At 69.3% G+C, this 20,232-nt stretch carries 15 protein-coding genes and 2 pseudogenes; 4 read left to right on the top strand and 13 right to left on the bottom strand.

Annotated elements, in window-relative coordinates; translation table 11 throughout:
* Nucleotides 1-42 precede the first annotated feature (42 nt).
* A complete protein-coding gene (locus tag ABE488_RS05570; RefSeq protein ID WP_346447423.1) occupies nt 43-2,517 on the top strand; it encodes a hypothetical protein in 2,475 nt (824 codons plus the stop codon).
* Nucleotides 2,518-2,619: 102 nt separating this feature from the next.
* Here ABE488_RS05570 and ABE488_RS05565 read toward each other — a convergent pair whose 3' ends face one another.
* The 4 genes and pseudogenes from ABE488_RS05565 to ABE488_RS05550 all read right to left on the bottom strand — a co-directional run bounded on the left by ABE488_RS05565 (nt 2,620) and on the right by ABE488_RS05550 (nt 7,711).
* Complete coding sequence (locus tag ABE488_RS05565) at nt 2,620-2,964, bottom strand: DUF3024 domain-containing protein (protein WP_346442142.1); 345 nt, start codon at nt 2,962-2,964, stop codon at nt 2,620-2,622.
* 76 nt (nt 2,965-3,040) lie between these two features.
* Nucleotides 3,041-3,540, bottom strand: a pseudogene (locus tag ABE488_RS05560) (winged helix-turn-helix domain-containing protein); the annotation flags it as partial.
* A gap of 433 nt (nt 3,541-3,973) precedes the next feature.
* Nucleotides 3,974-6,175 carry a tetratricopeptide repeat-containing diguanylate cyclase gene (locus tag ABE488_RS05555; RefSeq protein ID WP_346442143.1) on the bottom strand — a complete coding sequence of 734 codons (2,202 nt, stop codon included), beginning with the start codon at nt 6,173-6,175 and terminating at the stop codon, nt 3,974-3,976.
* Between the two features lie 987 nt (nt 6,176-7,162).
* On the bottom strand, nt 7,163-7,711 hold the full coding sequence (locus ABE488_RS05550; RefSeq protein WP_346442144.1) for a YaeQ family protein: 549 nt from the start codon (nt 7,709-7,711) through the stop codon (nt 7,163-7,165).
* Nucleotides 7,712-7,988: 277 nt separating this feature from the next.
* Between ABE488_RS05550 and ABE488_RS05545 the strand changes: the two genes are divergently transcribed.
* Nucleotides 7,989-8,672: a hypothetical protein gene (locus ABE488_RS05545; protein ID WP_346442145.1), complete on the top strand. Its 684-nt coding sequence runs from the start codon at nt 7,989-7,991 to the stop codon at nt 8,670-8,672.
* A gap of 5 nt (nt 8,673-8,677) precedes the next feature.
* Here ABE488_RS05545 and ABE488_RS05540 read toward each other — a convergent pair whose 3' ends face one another.
* On the bottom strand, nt 8,678-9,187 hold the full coding sequence (locus ABE488_RS05540) for a hypothetical protein (protein WP_346447422.1): 510 nt from the start codon (nt 9,185-9,187) through the stop codon (nt 8,678-8,680).
* A gap of 288 nt (nt 9,188-9,475) precedes the next feature.
* Here ABE488_RS05540 and ABE488_RS05535 point away from each other — a divergent pair, with 288 nt between their 5' ends.
* Nucleotides 9,476-10,867 (top strand): NAD-dependent succinate-semialdehyde dehydrogenase, encoded by a 1,392-nt coding sequence (locus ABE488_RS05535; RefSeq protein ID WP_346447421.1) that lies wholly within the window; start codon nt 9,476-9,478, stop codon nt 10,865-10,867.
* Nucleotides 10,868-10,976: 109 nt separating this feature from the next.
* Here ABE488_RS05535 and ABE488_RS05530 read toward each other — a convergent pair whose 3' ends face one another.
* The 4 genes from ABE488_RS05530 to ABE488_RS05515 all read right to left on the bottom strand — a co-directional run bounded on the left by ABE488_RS05530 (nt 10,977) and on the right by ABE488_RS05515 (nt 14,337).
* Nucleotides 10,977-11,309 (bottom strand): hypothetical protein, encoded by a 333-nt coding sequence (locus tag ABE488_RS05530; protein ID WP_346447420.1) that lies wholly within the window; start codon nt 11,307-11,309, stop codon nt 10,977-10,979.
* A gap of 191 nt (nt 11,310-11,500) precedes the next feature.
* Nucleotides 11,501-12,397, bottom strand: a complete 897-nt coding sequence (locus ABE488_RS05525; protein WP_346447419.1) for an NAD(P)H-hydrate dehydratase — start codon at nt 12,395-12,397, stop codon at nt 11,501-11,503.
* Nucleotides 12,394-13,161 carry a histidine phosphatase family protein gene (locus ABE488_RS05520; RefSeq protein WP_346442150.1) on the bottom strand — a complete coding sequence of 256 codons (768 nt, stop codon included), beginning with the start codon at nt 13,159-13,161 and terminating at the stop codon, nt 12,394-12,396. The genes ABE488_RS05525 and ABE488_RS05520 overlap by 4 nt, the downstream gene beginning before the upstream one ends.
* 249 nt (nt 13,162-13,410) lie before the next feature.
* Nucleotides 13,411-14,337, bottom strand: coding sequence for a LysR family transcriptional regulator (locus tag ABE488_RS05515; RefSeq protein ID WP_346442151.1), 927 nt, complete (start codon nt 14,335-14,337; stop codon nt 13,411-13,413).
* A gap of 121 nt (nt 14,338-14,458) precedes the next feature.
* Between ABE488_RS05515 and ABE488_RS05510 the strand changes: the two genes are divergently transcribed.
* On the top strand, nt 14,459-14,860 hold the full coding sequence (locus ABE488_RS05510) for a RidA family protein (RefSeq protein ID WP_346442152.1): 402 nt from the start codon (nt 14,459-14,461) through the stop codon (nt 14,858-14,860).
* Nucleotides 14,861-14,935: 75 nt separating this feature from the next.
* Here the strand turns inward: ABE488_RS05510 and ABE488_RS05505 are convergent, their stop codons facing one another.
* The 4 genes and pseudogenes from ABE488_RS05505 to ABE488_RS05490 all read right to left on the bottom strand — a co-directional run bounded on the left by ABE488_RS05505 (nt 14,936) and on the right by ABE488_RS05490 (nt 20,226).
* The gene (locus tag ABE488_RS05505) at nt 14,936-16,339 is read right to left on the bottom strand and encodes a sorbosone dehydrogenase family protein (protein WP_346447418.1); all 1,404 of its coding nucleotides are present in this window, start codon (nt 16,337-16,339) and stop codon (nt 14,936-14,938) included.
* Nucleotides 16,336-16,776, bottom strand: coding sequence for a DUF2231 domain-containing protein (locus ABE488_RS05500; protein ID WP_346447417.1), 441 nt, complete (start codon nt 16,774-16,776; stop codon nt 16,336-16,338). Before ABE488_RS05500 ends, ABE488_RS05505 begins: the two co-directional genes overlap by 4 nt.
* Nucleotides 16,777-16,926: 150 nt before the next feature.
* Nucleotides 16,927-17,627, bottom strand: a pseudogene (locus ABE488_RS05495) (EAL domain-containing protein).
* A gap of 448 nt (nt 17,628-18,075) precedes the next feature.
* Nucleotides 18,076-20,226, bottom strand: a complete 2,151-nt coding sequence (locus ABE488_RS05490; protein ID WP_346447416.1) for a prolyl oligopeptidase family serine peptidase — start codon at nt 20,224-20,226, stop codon at nt 18,076-18,078.
* Nucleotides 20,227-20,232 lie beyond the last annotated feature (6 nt).

Below are 20,232 nucleotides of genomic sequence, written 5' to 3'. Positions count from 1 at the left end.
ATGCTGTCCCTCCACATCGCTTCGCATCCTTCCGCCGCTCCGATGTCCGCACCGCTCTACCGCTTGCGTCTCCGCCTCAACCATGTGGCGCCGCCTGTCGAACGCATCTGTCTGGTGCCCGCCGATCTGTCGCTGGCCCGGCTGCACACCGTCATCCAGGTCGTAATGGGCTGGCAGGACGAACATCTGCACGAGTTCTCTGTTGGCAAGGGGCGCCATCGCCAGCGCTTCGGCCCGCGCCTGCAAACCTTCGGTTTCGGCCCACCGCCGCTGAGCGAGGCGGCGCACACGCTGTCGCAGATCGCGCCGCATGCCGGCAGCCGGTTCGGGTATTGCTACGATTTCGGCGACGATTGGCAACACGCGATCGTGGTCGAGGCCGTGGACGCGCCTGCACCGACCACGGTCGCCTTGCATTGCCTGGGCGCGACGGGCGCCTGCCCGCCGGAAGACTGCGGCGGCCCGCCAGGTTATGCGCACTTGCGCGATGCGCTGGCTGATCCCGATCACGAGGATCACGACGATCTGCGCGAATGGCTCGGCGAGGGGTTCGACCCGGATGCCTGCGATGTCGAGGCGATCAATGCCGCACTGGTCAAGCTTGCGCGGCGCTGGAAGCTGCCGTCGGTCACTGAGAACGCGGCGAAGGCCCCGAGCGCGGAACGGTCTGCGAACACGACCCGCGCCGCCTCGCAACCGCTGATGCTCGATCCGGCCTCGGCCCAGACGTTCATCCAGACTTACAAGGCGGTCCTGCTGCAGATCGGCGGGCCGCCGCCCGACGGCGATGCCTTCCACCAGCATCTGGTCGATGCGCGCGCGCGTCTGGTCCGCGAGCCGGCGTTGCTCGAGACCGCGATCAAGACGCTGCGCAAGGCCGGCACGGCGCTGGACGCCGAGTTGCTGCACGCAATGCGAGCGCTGCACGTTCAGCGCTGGGTCTACCTGCGCGACACGCGCAGCCATTCGATTTTCATCGATCCAGAAGGCGATGTCGCCTACGGTGTGCTCGGCCTGACCCAACGGCTGCGCGACATCACCGGCGGTTCCGGCTTATTCGTCGAGACGGCGGTACTGCCCTATCGCGGCATCCTGGTCTGCGATTCGCTGCTGTTGAGCAGCGCCTGGCTCGGCCCGGACTTGCGCCGCAGCTACACCACCACACTGTCGCAGTTGCGTGCGCAGGGCCGCTACGCCAACGATGCGCTGCTGCCGCCATCCGGACGCGCCGCTGCGGCGCCGGGGCCTGAGCCGTCCAAGCCACAGGCGACAGCATCGGCCAAGGCATCGCACGGCGCGGCCGCATCGCCCCACTCGAGTGGCCATGCACTGGTCGCGCTCGCCACGCCCGGCCCGGCTCCCACGCGCGAGCAAAAGACCTTCGCGCGCCTGGTCGGGCAGATCGAACGCAAGCGCACCGAACTCACCGACTGGCGGGCGTGGCTGGACACCTATGCCGAGCGCATGACCGATGAGTACGCGCCGCTGCGGCGGCAGCAGTACGCGGCCGAGGTCGAGCTGGTACGCCGCCTGGACGCCGCACTCGCATCCGATGCACAGCCGCAGTTGCGCAAGGCGCAGCGCGACACCCTGCGCACCTACCTCGGCGAGCGCGCGCTCGAACTGCTCCAGATCCACGACGGCCCGGACGAGGCGGAACTGGCCGCACTGCTGCGCAAGCACACCGGCGACGACATCGAGGCACTGCGCGACCATGACCGGGTATTCGAGAAGGCGATGGCCGAAACGATGCTGGGCGGGCTCTTGGGCGATGACGTGGTCGATGGCCACGAGGGTGAGGACGCGCAGAGCCTGTTCGAACACGTCCAGGCGCGGCTACGCGAGCGCGAGGCCGAGCAGCAGGAAGCCGAGCCGGTCGACGGACGCACGCGGGCGGCCGCCGAGCGTCGGGCACAGGCCGAGCGCGAAGCCAGCCAGTCGGTCAAGGAGCTCTTCCGCAAGCTGATCACCAGCCTGCATCCCGACCGAGAGCCCGATCCTGCGCAACGTGCGCGCAAAACCGAGCTGATGCAGCAAGTCAACCGCGCCTACCGCGCCAACGATCTGCTGCAGCTGTTGACCCTGCAACTGCAGATCGAGCAGATCGACGCGGCGCACATGGCCGCGCTGCCGCCAGCGCGGCTCAAGCACTACAACGCGGTCCTGCGCGATCAGGCGCAGGCCCTGGACGGCGAGCTCGACGCCCTGCTGTATCCGGTGGCGATGGAGATGGACCTGATCGGTGCCCGGCCTCGCCGCAGCGAGCTGGAACGTGCCTTGCGGATGCGCATCGCCCAGTGCCGGCAGTGGTGCCAGGAAATCCAGGACGAGATCGATGCACTCGGCGATGCGCGGCGCGTGGACATGTTGACCCGCAGACTGCAGGCGCGTTTCCGCGCCGAGGAACGGGAGGCTGCAGCCGAGTTGGCACAGTTCGAAACCTTGTTCGGTCTGTCGGGCGGCTTGGGGCTGGACACGCAGCGCCCCGGCCGTGGCCGCAAGCGCAAACCGCGCTGAGGCGCCACCACGAGCGCAGGAGCGCGCCATGACGCCGCTATCGGCGTTTCAGACCATGGTGGTCGCGCGATGCCGACACGCCGCGCCAAACGAGGCTCCGCTTCACCCCCAGAAGCATCCGAAGCGGTCGGCCTCGATTTCCTCGAGCACTGCCTCCAGGGTCCTGGCCTCGGGTAAGGGGTCGTAGCGATGCCATTTCCCGTCGGCACGCATCCAGTAAAGCCGCCAGAGCCGGCGGCTCTTGACCCAGGTAGTACGGGCCACAGGGTTCTCGATGGTCTCGCCCGGAGCGCCTTGCCAGCGCGCCCGCACTTCGAACACCTCGAACCGATGCCCCTCGCGCCGCCAGGCCAGGTCCAACTGCGGGCGGAGATGCGGTGGCGGGCGTTTGCGTTCCACGAGACCGGCCAGCAGCCGCTCGACACGGTGGATCTCGAACTCGCTCATCGTCATGCACACAGGTTGCCTGCAAAGCCGCTGGCTGCCAAGAGGCGCGCGGTCTCCAAACTCACTACACGCAAGCGCCACGCCTATCCTCCAACCCCGTCTCGTCGCCCCAGTGAATCTCGGTACTCTCGGCCTTCGCGCGCTTGGCGATGGCCGGATATTCATCGTCCAGCCAAACCCTCACCGCCTGCGGCGATTGCTCATAAGCACGCCGAATCGGCTTCTGTGGCGTGAATCCCCAATACGCCAGATACTTCACCGCAGGCCGGCTCCACAGCGCGAAAACCATCTTCAGCTGCTCGGGCCGACGCTCGCAGATCAGCCGTTGGATGTGCTCTTCCTGCCCGGTGCTCAACCTGCGTTGCTCGCCTGCCTTGCGCCCGCGTGTGCGCCGTACCAGCGACTTCGGCCCACCAGCTTCGTACCGGTCGATGATCTTGCGGACCGCTGAGTAGCTCAGCCAACATCACGGCCAATCAGCCTTTTGTTGATGCCCCGCTTCCAGCTGCGGATGACCTGCCGGCGACGTTCGTGTTGCTCTGACGGGCTAAGTCGGCGTGCGCCTTCGTTCTCCATGACGCAGTGGACACCACGGGCGGCAGATCGCCCACACTATTTATGGGCCGAATCTACAAGCGCCTTTGCGCCAAAGCCCCCCACAGCGCCCGACAGACCTGCTGGACTCGTCGCCGCTGATGCCAAGTATTCGACTGTATTGAGCTCATCGCTCAACGCCGGGCTCGACAACCTCCATGCAGGCCATCGAAGCCATCGTTCACACCGGTCCCACAGTTCGCACCGGTCGCATTCGTCAGACTCGGGATCCAAACGGCGCTGCGTGCGTTTCAGACCGTATATGGCCTCAGGGTCACAGGTACGATGACAACCGAGACACCGACGGCGTTGAGCGTGAAGCTGCAAGTCGAGCGCGCTTGCAATCAGCAAAGGAGAGGCGTGGCCTACACCTCGGCGTGACAGCAGCCTTGCATCGTCCGCCCTGCCCGCCCCGTTACACCGTCATAGGCGCCACATCCCCCACCAGGCGCAGCCGCCCCCGCGTTTCCAGCAGGTCCACGGCCAGGTCGAGTTCGTCGTCGGCCAGCAGCGGGCCGTCGCCGGCAACGGCATAGCCCACCCAGCGGCCGCGGCCTTCGTGCTTGGCGCGATACAGCGCGGCATCGGCGATACGCAGGCTCAGCGGCCAGTCGCCGCTGCGGCTGGGGTGGGCGGGAAATAGGCTGGCGCCCATCGAGACGCTGAGCACGACGGTGCCGGTGGGGCGCACCAGCGGTTCGGCCTGCAGGCGTTCGCGCAGGCGGCGGAACAGCGCGGGCGCGTCAGCCAACGTGCTGCCGGGGCAGATCCACAGGAACTCCTCGCCGCCCCAGCGGGCGATGACGTCGCCGGTGCGGCCGCAGTCGCACAGGATGTCGCCCAGGTGCATCAGGGCGTGGTCGCCGCCTTCGTGGCCGTGCAGGTCGTTGACGCGCTTGAAGTGGTCGAGATCGAGCAGCGCGACGAGCATCGGTGCCTGCACTTGACCTTGTGTCTGGGCGGCGACGCGCGTGTCCAACCAGGTCTGCACGTAGCGGCGATTGCGCAGGCCGGTCAATGCGTCTTCCTCGCTCTGGCGGCGGATCGCGGCGTTGAGCAGTTCGAGTTCGCGGTGTTGGGCCTCGATCTCGACATTCTTGCGGGCGAGTTCGGCGTTGGCTTGACGGCGGCGGCGGCCTTCGCGCAGCTTCAGTACGACGAAGGTGCCCAGCGCCAGTAGGGCCGCCAGCAGGCCGTAGACGATGCTGCGCTGGCGCTGTTCGCTGGTCTGCAGCGCGGCAAAGGCGACCTGTTCGTCGGCGCGGGCACGCTCGACGGCGGCCAGTTCGCTCTCCTTGCGGGCCAGGCCGATGGCCGATTCGAGTTCGGCGATGCGCGTGCGCGATTCGACGTTCACCGATGCGTCGTTGAGTGCCTTGTATTCGCGCATCAGCGCAAGCGCCTCGCGGTGGCGGCCCAGCACATCGAGGGTGTCGATCATGCGCGGGTAGAGCTCCAGCCGGCGCGGCACGTTGTCGGACTGGGCGAACAGTGCACGCGAGCGCTCGAACGCGACGGCCGCAGCCTCGTGTTCGCCCAGGTCCGCATGGGCGGCGCCGATGTTGGAGTAGACGATCGCGGCATCGCCGTTGTCGCCGGCCCCTTCGATCGCGTCCGCGGCCTCGCGCAGCAGCGGCAATGCTTCACGCGGACGATTGAGGCGACGCAGCACGTTGGCCAGGTTGTTGAGGGCGGCGACGGGCGAGGCGCCCTCGGCGCGGGCGCTGTCGAGCGCTTGGCGGTAGAGCGCTTCGGCCTGGCCCAGGCGGGTGGCGCCTTCGTAGGCCGAGCCGAGGTTGCTGAGGATCTCGGCACGCGGCAGGCCGGGCCGGGGCTTGGCGTCGTAGGCGGCCAGCGCGCGACGGCCGTACTCGATGGCCTTGGGCCAGTCCTGGGCGTAGACGAACACGCCGGTGGCGTTCTGGAGCAAGGCCGGGTCGGCCGGGCGGTTGAGCGCCTTGCCCACGCGCTCGACCTCCAGCAAGGCCTCGATCGCCTCGGGCATGCGGCCTTGCTGGGCGGAAATGATGAAGACGATCTGGTTGGCGTTGTATTCCACCAGGTGCGGGTGCGTGGGCACCTTCAACAGCGCGATGCGCGCCACGCGCAAGGCGTCGTCCTGCGCGCCCATGTTGTAGTAGGACGCGGCGAGCTGCCGCCACAGTTCGGCAAGGTCCTGCTCGCCGCCGAGACGAGTTTCCAGCCGCGCGGTCTCGGTTTCGAGTTCGGCGATGCGCGCGGCATCGCGGGCCTGCCCGATGGCGCCGTTGAGCTTCTTGAGCAGGCGCAGCGTCTGCTCGGGCGTCAGGTGCGCGCCGGTGCGCAGCGCGCTGCCGATCTCGATCACGGCATCGCGTCGGCCGGCGGCACTCGCGGCGTCGACCAGCACCAGGCCCAGCGCGACATCCGGCGCAGCGGCCACGCTCGCCTGCCAGGCGGGCTCGCCGATGCGCAGGGCCGCGGCCGGGTCGCGCGAGGTGAGGTCGGCGACGCAGGCCGGCAGGTCGTCCGGCGTCGTGCAGGATGCGGCGGTGGCCGGGTCGGCGGCCAGCGAGGGGCCCACGGCAGCGAGCAGCCACGGCAACAGCAACGAATGCGAACGGGCGCGATGCGACATGGACAGGTCCCCAGCAAGACACTGGCGCGCTGGCGCTCCCTGGCCGACCGGCGCGCCGCCGTCGATCGCCCTCCCCGGTCTGCGACGCGGTGTCGCATTGCCCGGATGTCTCGTATCGGCAGCGGCTGCCCGACCTGTAGTGAAGATTAAGTGATGATGGTCACGTACGGGAGGTGGAATGCATCACGTTGCGTCCCTCGCGGGGGACAGGCTGGCATCGTGACCAGGCACGGTCGCAGGAAACAGCCGTGCGCCGAGGAAGTCGACCAGCGCGCGGACCTTCGGTGCGGGATGCCGGCTTGCCGGCCAGAGCAGGTGGAACGCCGCCGTCCGCCCGGCATGGAACACGGCGATCGCCGGCGGCGGCCTGATCGGCGGATTACTGCTCGAACGCCTGGGCCCGGGCAGCTTCGTGCCCGCGCTGCTGGTGTTACTGGCGTTTGCGCTGCCGGTGCAAGGCTGGACCCGGCGCGGTGGCAGCAGGGCCAGCGGCGTCGCGGCGCGGTAGGCAAGATGGGAGCTGTTCGGCGGTGGTGCCTGCCCTGGGGTCAGCGCGAGTGCCTATCGACGGCGCAGCGGTTGCGGTTCGCCGGCCGAGCGCATTCGAAATGCCACGCTCGCCGCTAGGACAACACCTGCCAGCACCCGCCCTTGGCCGGGCCGATCCTGGCCAGACGCCCGGCATCGCGCAGCGTGCGAATGGCGCGTTCAACGGCATGTTCGGACTTGCCGAGCCGGGCGGATCTCGAGAAACGACAGTGTCGGCGCCTTGGCCAACACGTCCAGGATGCGGTCCGTCGTTTTCCCCGGCGTTTTCCCCGGCGTCTCTGGTTGGATGGCCTCCTGAAGACTCGTCTCAATCGCGTCGAGCATGAACTCGGAGAAGGACGAACAGTCCGCTTCGCACCCGTTGCCCAGGCTCTGCGTCACCGGCGTGTTGGCATGCGGGAGATGCCGCCCGCGTTCGTTCCGAACCCGACGTGCGCCCTACCCGGTCGGCGCCATCCGTACCCGCGGCGTCAGCGCGACGCTGGCGCGGTCGCTCATCAGCTGCAGTTCGCCATCTTGGATCATCGCGGTCAGGCGCATGCCGCGCTCCAGCAGGCCGACAGCGGCCTCGACGTCGGCCGGGTCGAGATCGAGGACGGTCAGGTTCTTCAGCCGCGCGAGCGCGGCGGCCTGCTTGCTCCACCAGATCTCGGCGCTGCCGCCGCTGTAGTTCACCACGACGACGCTGCGCGCCCGGGCGCAGGCCTTGCGGATGCGGCTTTCATCGGGCTGACCGAGGTCGATCCATTGCTCGGTGTCGCCGGTGTAATCGCGCAGCCACAGGTCGGGCTCTTCGTCGTTGCTCAGGCCGCGGCCGAACTCCAGCCGCTCGTGCGCGTACAACGCGAACGCGATCAGCCGCACCATCAGCCGGTTCGGGGTCTCCGACGGATGCTGGGCGAGCGTGAGGTTGTGTTCGGCGTAGTAATGCCGGTCCATGTCGCTGACCTGCAGTTCCAGCCGGTAGATCGTCGCGTTGGGCGCCATGCGCAGGCCATCTGGAGAGGAGCGCCATTGTAGGCGCGCGGCGCGGTCGCCGCCGGTCGCGCCGCTGCTGTCTTGCCGCCGACGCCCCGTGGACGCGCATCGGCCGGAGGCGCATTCGATCCCGACGGCCTGCGCTGTGGTCTACTGCGCGCACCGCCGACTGCGCCGCGGCCCCGGTCGCGGACAGTGCCATCTTGGCGCGTCCGCGTGCCGTTCTGGTAGGCACTCGGTGCGGCAAGCACCTGTTGCGGACAACACTCGCCACGAAGGGGATCAGATGAAGCAGATCGGACAGTTCGCCATCGCCATGGCCGCACTCCTGGGCGCCGATGCATGGGCCGACTCCACGGACGCCCCCAAGCGCCCCTCGGCCGAGCAGTTGCAGCGCCTGATCGTCGATCGGTCTCCGCAGACGCGGGTGGACACGCCCGACAGCGAGCGCATCACTGCACGGCGCATCGACATCGTGGATGACAAGGGCGTGATCCGCATGACGCTTTCGGGGCAGACCCCGGCGCCGATCATCGACGGCATCCAGTACAAGCGCGCGTTCAACGTGGCGGGCATGGTGCTGTACGACGAGACCGGCAGCGAGCGCGGCGGCTTGGGAACCGCCGATATCGATGGGGGGATGGCGGTGCTCGCACTGGATCATCCGGCCATGGATGCGATCGGCTGGCGGGTGTCGCCTGATGGCGACGTCCGGTTCTCGATCAACCAGGCACCGCCGCCGATCCGCGAACCCGCGTTGGACAACAAGCTGGTGCCGGGCGTGCAGGTCCCCACGCGGATCGAGATGCGCGTGGCCGCCGATGGCACGCCGGCGATCGCCCTGAGCGATGCGCAAGACCGGACCCGGCTGCGCTTGACCGTCACGCCGGAAGGCTATGGCGCCATCGAGTTCCTCGATGCGCAGGGCAAAGTGGTGCACACCCTGGCGCCGGAAGCCCAGACGCCTTAGTCGCATCAGCGATCGGGCGGGCTGTCGAGCGCGGCGGCGATGCGGGCCGACAGCCAGGCGACGTCGGTCTGCGCCAGGCTCCGGCCGAATGCGACGAGACCGGCGCCGATCAGCCCCAACACGCCGCCCACCGGCAGCAACAGCCAGGCGCGTGGCGTTCCGGCGATCACCTGCAAGACGGCACCGCCCGTCCAAAGCAAGGCGAAGCCGAACCAGAACGCGAGGAAGGCGCGCACGCTCCAGTGCATCGCGAAGCGGCCGACGAGCACGCTGCCGGTGCCCGCGGGTTCGAACCTGCCGACGAACACCGGCTTGAAGGCGCTGCGCGTGCGTGGGACGTGGCGCTCGAGTACGACCCGGCCCGCGGAGACGCGGCCGATCATGACCTCCTCGCGTGGCGGCAGGATGCCGCGTCGCCGTACCCCGGTAGCCAGCCGGGCGGCGGCGACGTCAGGCGAATCGGCGCTCGCGAAGCGGGCGCTACGGGGCGACGTGGCAGATGGTCGGGCGGACATGACCCAGTCGTGGACGAGCGGGCGGGCATCGTAGGACACCGGCGTACAGCGGACACGCGCTGGCCGCCGTCTTGTGCAGATCTTCCCGCCGGCGGCACGCCTGCGTGCGGCACGCATCGTTCTGCGCCCGCGGCATCGTGTCGCATTGGCACCCCGCCGGTTCGCCCCAACGTGCTGTGGACCGGACGCAGCCGCTTGCATCGCGACGCCGCCGACGCAGGGTCTCCTTGGACAGCTCTCCCTGCCTGTTGTGTCCACGAGCTGCCCATCCCTGCGAAGGAGACACCCATGGCATTTGCGACCACCAATCCCTACACCGGCGAGACCGTCAAGACGTTCGAGGAGGCCACGCCGGCTGAGATCGACGCGGCCGTCGGCCGCGCGCACGCCGCGTTCCTGCGCTGGCGCGAGACCTCGTTCGAGCAGCGTGCACAGGTGTTGCGCCGCGCCGCCGAACTGCTGCGCGCCAAGCCGCGTGCGTTCGCGCAGATCCTGACCCTGGAGATGGGCAAGCTGATCGGCGAGGCCGAGGCCGAGGTCGAGCTGTGCGCCAAGATCCTTGACTACTACGTCCAGCACGGCGCCAAGGCGATGGGCCCGCGCTACCTGCCCGCCGAAGGCTTCGGCGAGACCGACGTGCAGTTGGTCAAGGAGCCGCTGGGCGTGCTGTTCGCGGTGGAGCCGTGGAACTTCCCGTTCTACCAGGTGATCCGCATCACCGCGCCGCAGGCGACCGCGGGCAACGCGATCGTGCTCAAGCACGCGGCCAATGTGCCGCAATCGGCGCTGGCGATGGCGCAGTTGTTCCGCGACGCCGGCGCGCCGGACGGGCTGCTGACCAACCTGTTCGTCTCGCATGACAACGTGGAGCGCGTGGTCGCCGACCCACGCGTGCGCGGTGTGGCGCTGACCGGCAGCGAGCGCGCGGGCTCGGCGGTGGCGGCGCTGGCGGGCAAGTACATGAAGAAGAGCACGCTGGAACTGGGCGGCGCCGATGCGTTCATCGTGCTGTCGGATGCCGACGTGGCACAAGCCGCGAAGTGGGCGGTGTTCGGCCGCCACTGGAACGCCGGCCAGGTGTGTGTGTCGTCCAAGCGCATCATCGTCGAGGCGCCGGTGTACGAGCAGTTCCTCGAGCACTACCGCGCCGGCGTGGCCGCGCTGCAGGCCGGCGACCCGATGGACCCGGCCACGACGTTGGCGCCGCTGTCCTCGCAGAGCGCGCGCGACGGGCTGGCGCGGCAGGTCGAAGAAGCGATCGCCAACGGCGCCAAGGCCGAGACGCTGGGTGCGCCGGTGCCCACGCAGGGGGCGTTCTACCAGCCGACGCTGCTGACCGGCATCACCGCCGACAACCCGGCCTATCGCACCGAGTTCTTCGGACCGGTGAGCCAGGTCTACCGCGTGGCTGACGAGGACGCGGCGATCCAGCTGGCGAACGACTCGCCCTACGGCCTGGGCGGTTCGGTCTTCAGCCAGGACACCGAGCGCGCCAAGCGCGTGGCCGCGCGGCTGGAGACCGGGATGGTCTACATCAACCAGCCCACCGGCGTGAAAGCCGATATCCCGTTCGGCGGCGTCAAGAACTCGGGCTATGGCCACGAGCTGATCGACCTGGGATTGACGGAGTTCGTCAATGAGAAGGTCGTCGTGGTGACGGACATCCACGGGTCGTTCTGAGGCACGCTCGCCCCCACCCCAGCCCTCCCCCGCGTGCGGGGGAGGGAGTGGATAGGCGCGCTGATGGCGGATAGCCGCGGGTGTTCTGACGACGACTTCGTTGGGGGCATTAGTCGTCCTCGTCGTCCGAGGACGGCGGCATGCCGCGGTCGGGCTGCGGGGGGATGTCGTCGCCGCCCTGGTCGCTCGGCGGCACGATTTCGCCGTAGTAATAGCCGCTCTTGTCCTTGTAGACCGTGCCCGGGCCGTCGTCGGTGCTCGGTTCAAAGTGATCCAGGCGCACGACGACAGCGCCGGCCAGGACATACAGGTCCGGATTGGTGTTGTTGCGGTTGAGGTACGACCTCCACTTTGCGATGCCTTTCTGCTTCTCGCTGTGCCGTTCGCTGATCGCGCTGTTGCGGGCGGTGGTGGCCTTCTTGTTGGTGTCGATGATCGGCATTGCCTTGCTCCTGCCTGGATGACAAGCCCAGCCTGCAACCGGCCGCCGGCCAGGCCCATCGGACCGATGCTGATTCCGGCCGGGCCGCTGTGCTGAGTTCTGCTGCAACGCGGCGATGCCCAGCGCCCCGCTGCGCCTTTGCTCACGCGGCATCGCGCAATGGCGACGAATCGCGCCTGCTTCCTGCCCGGTTACAGCCGCTGCATCAGCGCGGGAATCTCGTCGCCGATTTCGCGGGCGAGGAAACCGACCAGGCCCCGCCGCCGCGAGAGCCGTGCGCCCGCGCGGGCATGCAGGTGCACGCCCCAGGCGGCAGCCTGTTCGGGCGCCGCGCCGCGCGCGAGAAGGCCGGCGATGAGACCGGCGAGGACATCGCCCGAGCCCGATGTGCCGAGACCTGCGCTGCCGGTGGTGTTGATCCAGATGCGGCCGTCGGGCGCGGCAATGGTGGTGGTCGGGCCCTTGAGCACCAGCACCACGTTCCAGTCGCGTGCGTGATCGCGGGCGACGGCTTGCGCGTCGGCGGAAATCGCGTCGGCATCGGTGTCCAGCATGCCGGCCATCTCACCGATATGCGGCGTCATGATCGTCGCGCCCTGCCCGGCCCGTCGCCGCACTGCGCGCACGACGTCGGACTGCAAGGCACCCGCGTCGAGCACGACCGGGCATGCCGCCGCCTCGAGCACCGCCGCGACGACGCGTCGCGTGGCCGTGGTGCAGTCCATGCCGGGGCCGACCAGCACCGCGCCTGCGCTGCAGACTGCGTCGACGACGTCGCGGCCGAGGTCGCGGATCGCGCCGTGCCGGGTGCCCGGCAGCCCCATGACCTTGGCCTCGGGCATTGCGATCGCCAGCGGCAGCGCGGCCTCGGCGACGGTCGCTACCTGCAGTTTGCCCGCGCCGGCACGCAGCGCCGCCAGACCGGCCAGCAGCACGGCACCTGGCACCTGCACACTGCCGCCGATCGCCAGCACGCGGCCGCGGTCCTCCTTGCTCTCGCCAGCCGAAGGGTCCGGCAACGGCCAGGCACGCAGCAGCGGCGCAGTCAGCCGGCGCACGGCAGGCCGGCGCGGCGTGCGTGCGGTCATTTTGGTCCGGCCGGGGTGTCGGCCGCGTCGGTCACCGGCGCCCCACCCGCCTCGACCGGCAGCGCGAAGTTCGCGACCTTCAGCTCGAAGCGGGCGTCGCGCCAGTTGCGGTCGAGTGCGTACTCGGTGATCGAACAGTTGGGCACGTCGGCCTCGCGGTCGATGGCGAGGATCTGCTGTTCGTCCATGCACTCGAGCAGATAGCGGAAGCAGTTGACGATGACCTGATGGGCGACGATCAGCACGCGCTCGCCGACATGGTCGCGGCGCAACACCTCGGTCACGCTGCGCAGGCGCAGCAGCACGTCGCACCAGCTTTCGCCGCCTGGCGGGCGGAAGTAGAACTTGCCGACCTGCGCGCGCTGCGCCGCCAGCTCCGGGAACGTGGCCTGGATGCCGGCCACGGTGTAGCGGTCGAGAATGCCGAACTCCTTCTCGCGCAGGCGCTCGTCGACGCCGATGTCGGCGCGATCGATGCACAGTGCATCGGCCACCGCATGGATGGTCTGCTGGGCGCGGACGAACGGCGAGGTCAGCAGCACGTTGGGGCGTTCGTCGGCCGGCAGCTCGGCGAACCAGGCGGCCAGCGCTTCGGACTGGCGATGTCCGAGGTCCGAGAGCGGGGTGTCGGCGTCGCGGGTCTCGATGTCGATCAGATGGGTCTGTGCGAGCTCGGCCTCATCGCGCGCGACATTGCCGGCACTTTGTCCATGCCGCACGATCCACAGCCGGTCAGGCCAATCGGTGTGACGGAGCCGCGCCATCGCTCAGCGCTCCGCGCGGCGTGCGCCGCGGGCAAGGGGCGAAGCCGACGTGAGGCGGTTGGCCCACACTGCGATCGGGACGCGGCCGAGGCCGCAGGCGCGCATCATCATGCAAATCTCCGTTGTGTGGCACCGCAGGATCGCCAGCGAATCGTCAAGGAGGCGCGAATCCGCGTGTGGGCGGAGGCCGCCCCCACCCCAGCCCTCCCCCGCATGCGGGGGAGGGAGTGATGCTGCGTGCGGTGGGCGTCAGGTGGGTGGCTGTCGCGCCAGCGGGGCGTGCTCGGCCATCAGCGCGATGATCCAGTCGATGAACACCCGCACCTTCGCGCTGACGTGGCGATTGGGCGGGAATGCGATGTGCATCGGCATCGGATCGAGTTGCCAGTCCTCGAACAGGCGCACCAGGGCGCCGCTCGCCGCCGGGGCTTTGGCCATGTAGTCGGGCAGCCACAGCACGCCCAGACCGGCGAGGCCGGCGGCGAGGTAGGCATTGCCGTCGTCGAGTGCGACCACGTAGCGCCCTTGCGCCTGCAGGTGTTCGTCGCCGCGGCGCATCGCATACGGCAGCGCCCTGCCGGTGCGCGCCCACAGGAAGCCGACGATGCGGTGCGCGCTGTCCTCGAGCTCGCGCGGATGCGCCGGCAGGCCCATGCGTTGCAAGTACGCGGGCGCGGCGTACACACCGAGCTGCAGGTCGCCGACGTGCCGCGCGATCAGGGACTGGTCGGTGATCGTGCCACCGCGCACCACGCAATCGACGTGTTCGCCGATCAGGTCGACGCGGCGGTCGCTGACGCCGAGGTCGAGCTGGATGTCCGGGTAGCGGGCATGGAACTGCGGCAGCGCGGGCACCAGCACCAACTGCGCGAACGGGCTGGGCACGTCCACGCGCAGCCGCCCGCGCGGCGCGGCGACGGCGCTCGACAGGCTGGTCTCGGCATCATCCATGTCGGCCAGCAATTGCACCACGCGGTCGTAATAGGCGGCGCCATCGGCAGTCACATTGACCTGGCGCGTGGTGCGGTTGAGCAACCGCACCCGCAGCCGCGCCTCCAACTGCTGGACCAACTGCGTCACTGTCGTGCGGCTCATGTGCAGCGTGGCCGCGGCCTTGGTGAAGCTGCCGGTCTCCACCACGCGCGCGAAGGCCTGCATCGCATCGAAACGGTCCATCGGGCGTCCCACAGAAAGGATTGTCCGGATTCTACGAACAGTGCTGGACAGCGCAGCGCGTTTATCCCGCCGCCGGCGGCCACCACACTGGGGTCTGTCCTGTTCTGGAAGGTGCACCGCCATGACCGCACGCGATGTCGTGTTTCCCGCTCACCGCCATGCGCTGTACGAGCGCCATCGTTACTCGCCGGCAGTCCGCGCCGACGGCCTGCTGTTCGTCTCCGGTCAAGTCGGCAGCCGCGAGGACGGATCGCCGGAGCCGGACTTCGAACGCCAGGTGCACCGGGCGTTCGAGAACCTCAATGCGGTACTCGATGCCGCCGGCTGCACATTCGACGACGTGATTGATGTGACGTTCTTCGTCGTCGACCCGGCGACCCGCTTCGAGCAGGCGTGGGCGATCGTGCCCGAGTACTGGGGACAGGCGCCGTTCCCGACTGCGACCGTGGTCGGTGTGACCTGGCTGGCCGGCTTCGATTTCGAGATCAAGGTGGTCGCCAAGCTCCCGCGCGACGCGGGCTGAGCCGCCACGGCGCAATCAAGGCAATCGGCAGGACGGGCCCCGCAGGCCCCGTCCGTCATCGTGTGTGAAGCGCCGTCAGCCGGCGGGCGGCGGTGATGCCGGCGCAGGCGCGTCGGCAGATGGGGGCTCCGCGGGCGCGGAGGTTGCGGCCGGGGCCGTGGCCGCCGCTGCCCCGGTCGGCACGATCCGCCAGATGGTGTTGGCCAGGTCATCGGCGACCAGCAGCGCGCCGCGCGGGTCCACCGCCACGCCCACCGGGCGGCCACGGGCCTTGCCGTCCTCGCCGAGAAAGCCGGTCGCGAAGTCGATCGCCTCGCCCGACGGACGGCCGTCGCGGAACGGGACGAACGAGACCTTGTAGCCAACCGGCGGATCGCGGTTCCAGCTACCGTGCTGGCCGACGAACACGCCGTTGGCGAACTGCGCGCCCATCGCGGGCGACGAGAACGCCAGGCCGAGCGCGGCGACGTGCGAGCCGAGTGCGAAGTCCGGCACGATCGCGCTGGCGACCTTGTCCGGTTTCTGTGGCCGCACCCGCTCATCTACATGCTGCCCCCAGTAGCTGTAGGGCCAGCCGTAGAAGCCGCCGGGGCGCACGCTGGTCAGATAGTCGGGTACGAGCTCGTCGCCGATCTCGTCGCGTTCGTTGACCACCGCCCACAGTTGGTCCATGCCCGGCTGCATCGCCAGCGCGGTCGGGTTGCGCAGGCCGGTCGCGAAGACGCGATGGAAGCCGGTCTGCGCGTCGACCTGCCAGATCATCGCGCGGTTCTCTTCCACTGCCAGCCCGCGCTCGGTGATGTTGCTGTCCGAGCCGATGCCCACGAACAGGTAGCGACCGTCATGGCTGATCGCCAGCGACTTGGTCCAGTGGTGGTTGATCGCCGCCGGGAGCCGGGTGATCTCCTGCGGCGGCCCGGCGGCATTGACCGCGCCGGGCGTGTAGTCGAAGCGCAGCAGCGCATCCTGCGTCGCGACATAGATCGAATCGTTGCCGAAGGCCAGGCCATACGGCGCATCCAGGCCCTCGGCGAAGATCGAGCGACTCTCGTAGGCACCGTCGCCATCGCCGTCGCGCAGCAAGGTGATGCGGTTGCCGCTTTCGACTTGGGTATTGCCGCGGCCCTTGATGACGCCGGCAATGATGTCCTTGGGCGTGAGCTTGGGCGCGCGGCCGCCGCGGCCCTCGGCGACCAGGATGTCGCCGTTGGGCAGCACCAGCATCTGTCGCGGAATCTGCAGGTTGTCGGCGATCGGCGTGATCTCGTAGCCCTCGGGCACCTGCGGGCGCGCGTCGCCCCATTGCGCCGGCAGCGACACCTTCAGCGTCGGGAACAGGCCGCGCTGCGGCTTGGGCAGGTCGGGCGACGGGCCGACATAGGTCTCGTCCGGCGTACCGCTGCAGGACGCGAGCACGAACGCCAGCGCGGGCACCAGCACACGCAAGGCGGTTTTCGATCGGGAATGCCGGATGTTCATGCCACGACCTCCCGGCGGCGGAGCGTGCCGCCCAGTGCAAACCACAGGGTCGCGGCGATCGACAGCACGCACAGCGTCGACCACACCAGTGCCTGCGGCATCTTCTGCCACGCATCCATCGCGTGGATCAGCGAATTGAGAAAGCCCAGCACGCAGGTCAGCGCCAGCAGGCCGACATAGAGGAACCGAGTGCGCGTGCGCGCGGTCGGCGTGGCCAGCGAGACCAGCGCCCAGACCAGGCCAATGACCGCGAACACCATCGCGCCGACCAGCAGCCAGGACGCGAAATTGGTCCACTGGATCTCGTAGCTGCGCGCGTAGCCGATATCGGCCATCAGCGCGCCGAGAAACAGCGGGAATGCGCTGGTGACCAGCAGCATGTGCAAGGGGTGCAGCGGCCTGTGCAATGGCGCCACGACGACAGGGCGTGTGTCCATGGACGGTCTCGATGAGGGCGGGACGCGCCGCGCGCGGGCTACGCGCGGCACCGGCCATCCTCCCCGAAGCGGCGGCAAGAGCTGGTGAAACGGCCGCAATGTGGGCGCCCTGCCCGCGCCGACCACGCCCAGGCGGCCGCCACCGGCGCCTCAGGCCTCGAGATGGGCCCAGAGGGCGTCCGGGACCGGCGCCAGGGCTTCCAGCGTGGGCTTGCCGAACAGATAGCCCTGGAACAGCGGCACGCCCAGCGCCCGCAGCGCGTGGTACTCGGCGTCGCGTTCGACGCCTTCGGCGAGCACCGTGCAGCCCAGCGATTGGGCGATTCGCACCACACCGCCGATGATCGCGGCGCGGTTGGGGTCGGCGTCGACATTGCGCACCAGCGCCATATCCAGCTTGAGCAGGTCGGGCTGGAAGTCCGCCAACAGGCTCTGGCCGGCGTAGCCGGCGCCGAAATCGTCGATCGCGGTCAGAAAGCCGCGGCTGTGGTAGTCGCGGAAGATCCGGGTCAGGTGGCCGTGGTCGTGCACCTGTTCCGATTCCGCAGTCTCGAAGATCAGCTTGTCGGTCGGGAAGCCGAAGGTCTGCGCGGCGGCGAGCGTCAGACGGATGCAGGTCGCCGGCTCGTAGACGGCGTTGGGAAAGAAGTTGATCGACAGGCGCTCGCGCAGGCCAGACGCGCGGCGGTCTCGATCGCCTTGACCCGGCAGGTCTGGTCGAAGCGATAAAGCTGCTCGGGGCGCACCTGGGCGATGAGCGCCGCAGCGCCACCGCCATCCATCGACCGCACCAGCGCTTCATAGCCGAAGATCGAGCGGTCGCGCGCATCGACGATCGGCTGGAAGGCCATGCGGACATCGAAGCCGAGCGGATCGTCGGCGCCACAGCCACGACAGGGATTGGGATGGCGCGCATCGCCGAACACAGTCTGCAGGTACACGGGCGCTCCCTCGAGCCGTCGGGTCTTGCGGTGGGTCGCGGGCGCGATCGTGCCCCCGAGTCCCGTCATGCCACGTGATGCGAGCAGCGCGATCGCGCGCCTGCTCTACGCCAGACTGAAGCGCTCCCACGCACACGAACCCTGTTCACATCAGCGACCGCACACGAGTCCGGGTCACATCAGCGACCGAAACGCCGGACGCGTCCCTGTCGCCCTCCCCCGCTCGCGGGGGAGGATTGGGTGGGGCCAGGCGTCACGCGCTGGAGGGTACGCAGGCCGGCGCCCTTGCCAGCGCCACGTGCAAAAAACCACGCCAGGTCGAGCCCGGCGTGGTCTTGGGGCAGTCATACCAACGCCGTCAGGGCGTGGCGTTCGTCGCAGGCAGCAAGGTGTCGATCAGGAAGGTCATGCGCAAGGCCATGAGTTCGGGGTTGCGGAATGCGTCGCTGACGCCGTGCCCGCCCTCCTCGTTCTCGAGGAAGTACACCGGTGCGCCGACGTCGTCGAGCCGCGCCGCCAGCTTGCGGGCATGGCCCGGTCCGACGCGGTTGTCCTCGGTCGAGATCGTCACCAGGAACGGCGGATAGGTCACGCCCGCACGCACGTTCTGCATCGGCGAGTACGCGAGCATCGCCGCCGCCTCGTCGGGCTTGTCGGGATCGCCGTACTCGTTGATCCAGGCCGCGCCCATGCCCATGTGCCGCATCCGGATCAGGTCGGTCAGCGGCACATCGCTGACCACCGCACCGAACAGCTCGGGACGCTGGGTGCCCAGCGTCGCCGACAGCAGGCCGCCGTTGGACATGCCGAACACGCCGATCTTCGCCGGCACCGTGTAGCCGCTCGACACCAGTTGCTCGGCCACGGCGATGAAGTCGTCGTAGGAGCGCTGGCGCTGGGTGCGGATCGCCGCCTGGTGCCAGGCCTCGCCACGCTCGCCGCCGCCGCGCACCGCCGGAATCGCCAGCGAGCCGCCGCGGTCGAGCCACAGCTTGAAGGCCGGGCCGCCGACCGTGTGATCGAAGTAACCGGGGCGGTAGGAGATGCCGAACGCGCCGTAGCCGGTCATGAACAACGGCTGCGGGCCGGGTGCCAGTGTCTTGGGTCGCAGCAGCCAGTAGTCGACCGTGGTGCCGTCACGCGAGGTCGCGGTGCGGATCTCGGTGATGTAGCCCGCGCCGTCGAACAGGCTGCGGTCCTCGGCCAGCAGCCGCAGCGGTTGTCCGGGCCGGTACAGCGACTGCCGGCGCGGTGCGACGAACCCTTCGCGAGTCACGATCAGGTCGTCGGCCGAACTGCCGCCGCCACGCACCGACAGCGTATCGCCCGGTGCGCCGGCGATCGCTTCGTCCACGCGCCAGCCCGCCTCGCCCGGCGTCGCCAGCAGCACGCGCGGCACCAGCAGTTGGTTGACCACGAACGCCAGCTTGCCCTGGGCGCTGGCGATGTCGCTGCGGCCGCCCAGGTAATCGCCGTCGGCGGGGGTATAGATCCGAGTGACGCGCGCACCGGCCGTCGCCGGATCGGTGTTCCAAGCCAGCAGCGTCTCGGCCGGGTACGCCGTGCCTTCGACCGTGGCATCGACGCCGAGTTGCACGACCACCTGCCCGCCGACCAGCGCCTGCACGGCCATCGGCTTGAGCGCGCGCGGCAGCGGCGCTTGTTCGACGGCGCCATCCTGGCCGACGCCGAAGACTTCGAACGTCGAGTAATCGATCGCGCGCACGATCACGCCGCGGCGCTGCGCCCCTTCGCCGACCGCGAACAACTGCACGATCGCATCGGTCGGCTGGGCGGCGTAAACCTCACGCGCGCGCGCCAATGGTTCGCCGCGCTGCCACAGACGTACCGACGCCGGCCAGCCGGCCATCGTTGTCGGCGCGCCATCGGCAGTGTGTTCGACGAGCACCTGGTCGGGGCCCATCCATTCGGCGAAGGCGCGGGCCTTCGGTGTGCGGAAGCCGTCGTCGACGAAGCGCGCGGCGTCCAGATCGAACTCGCGGATCTCGACCTCGTCGCCGCCCGCCGGCGACAATCGCAGCAGGCAGCGCGCGAACGTCGGCGCGAGGCAGGCGCTGGACAGGTCGTAGGCCTGCAGCTCGAACGGCGTGCCTTCGGCCTGACGCAGTTGCCCGACATCGAGCACGGTGCGCCACGGCCCAGGTAGGCCGTCTGCGTCGCGGTCGGCGCGCTGCAGCAGGCCATAGGGATGCGCGGCGTCGCGGAAGAAGCGCAGCGCCCGCGGGCCCATCAAGGTGATGTCCGGTTCAGCGGCGCCGGTGGCGAGCGCACCGGCCAGTTCGGCCTTGACCTGGGCATAGGCGGGCATCGCGCGGATCGCGGCTTCCGAGGCCGCGGTCTTGGCGCGCGCCCACTCCAACGCGCGGGCGTCGTGCGGCGGTTCCAGCCATTGCGGATCGGCGGTCTGCGCCATCGCCGGTGCGAGGGCCGCGAGCGCCGAGAGTGCCAGCAGCCGGGCACCGGGGTGAATCCGTTGCGAGAAAGGCATGAGGTC

The sequence above is a fragment of the Luteimonas sp. TWI662 genome, from assembly GCF_039673825.1.
Lineage (GTDB): Bacteria > Pseudomonadota > Gammaproteobacteria > Xanthomonadales > Xanthomonadaceae > Luteimonas.
The sequence above is the reverse complement of the archived record's forward strand: the minus strand, read 5'-3'. Positions and strand labels throughout refer to the sequence as shown.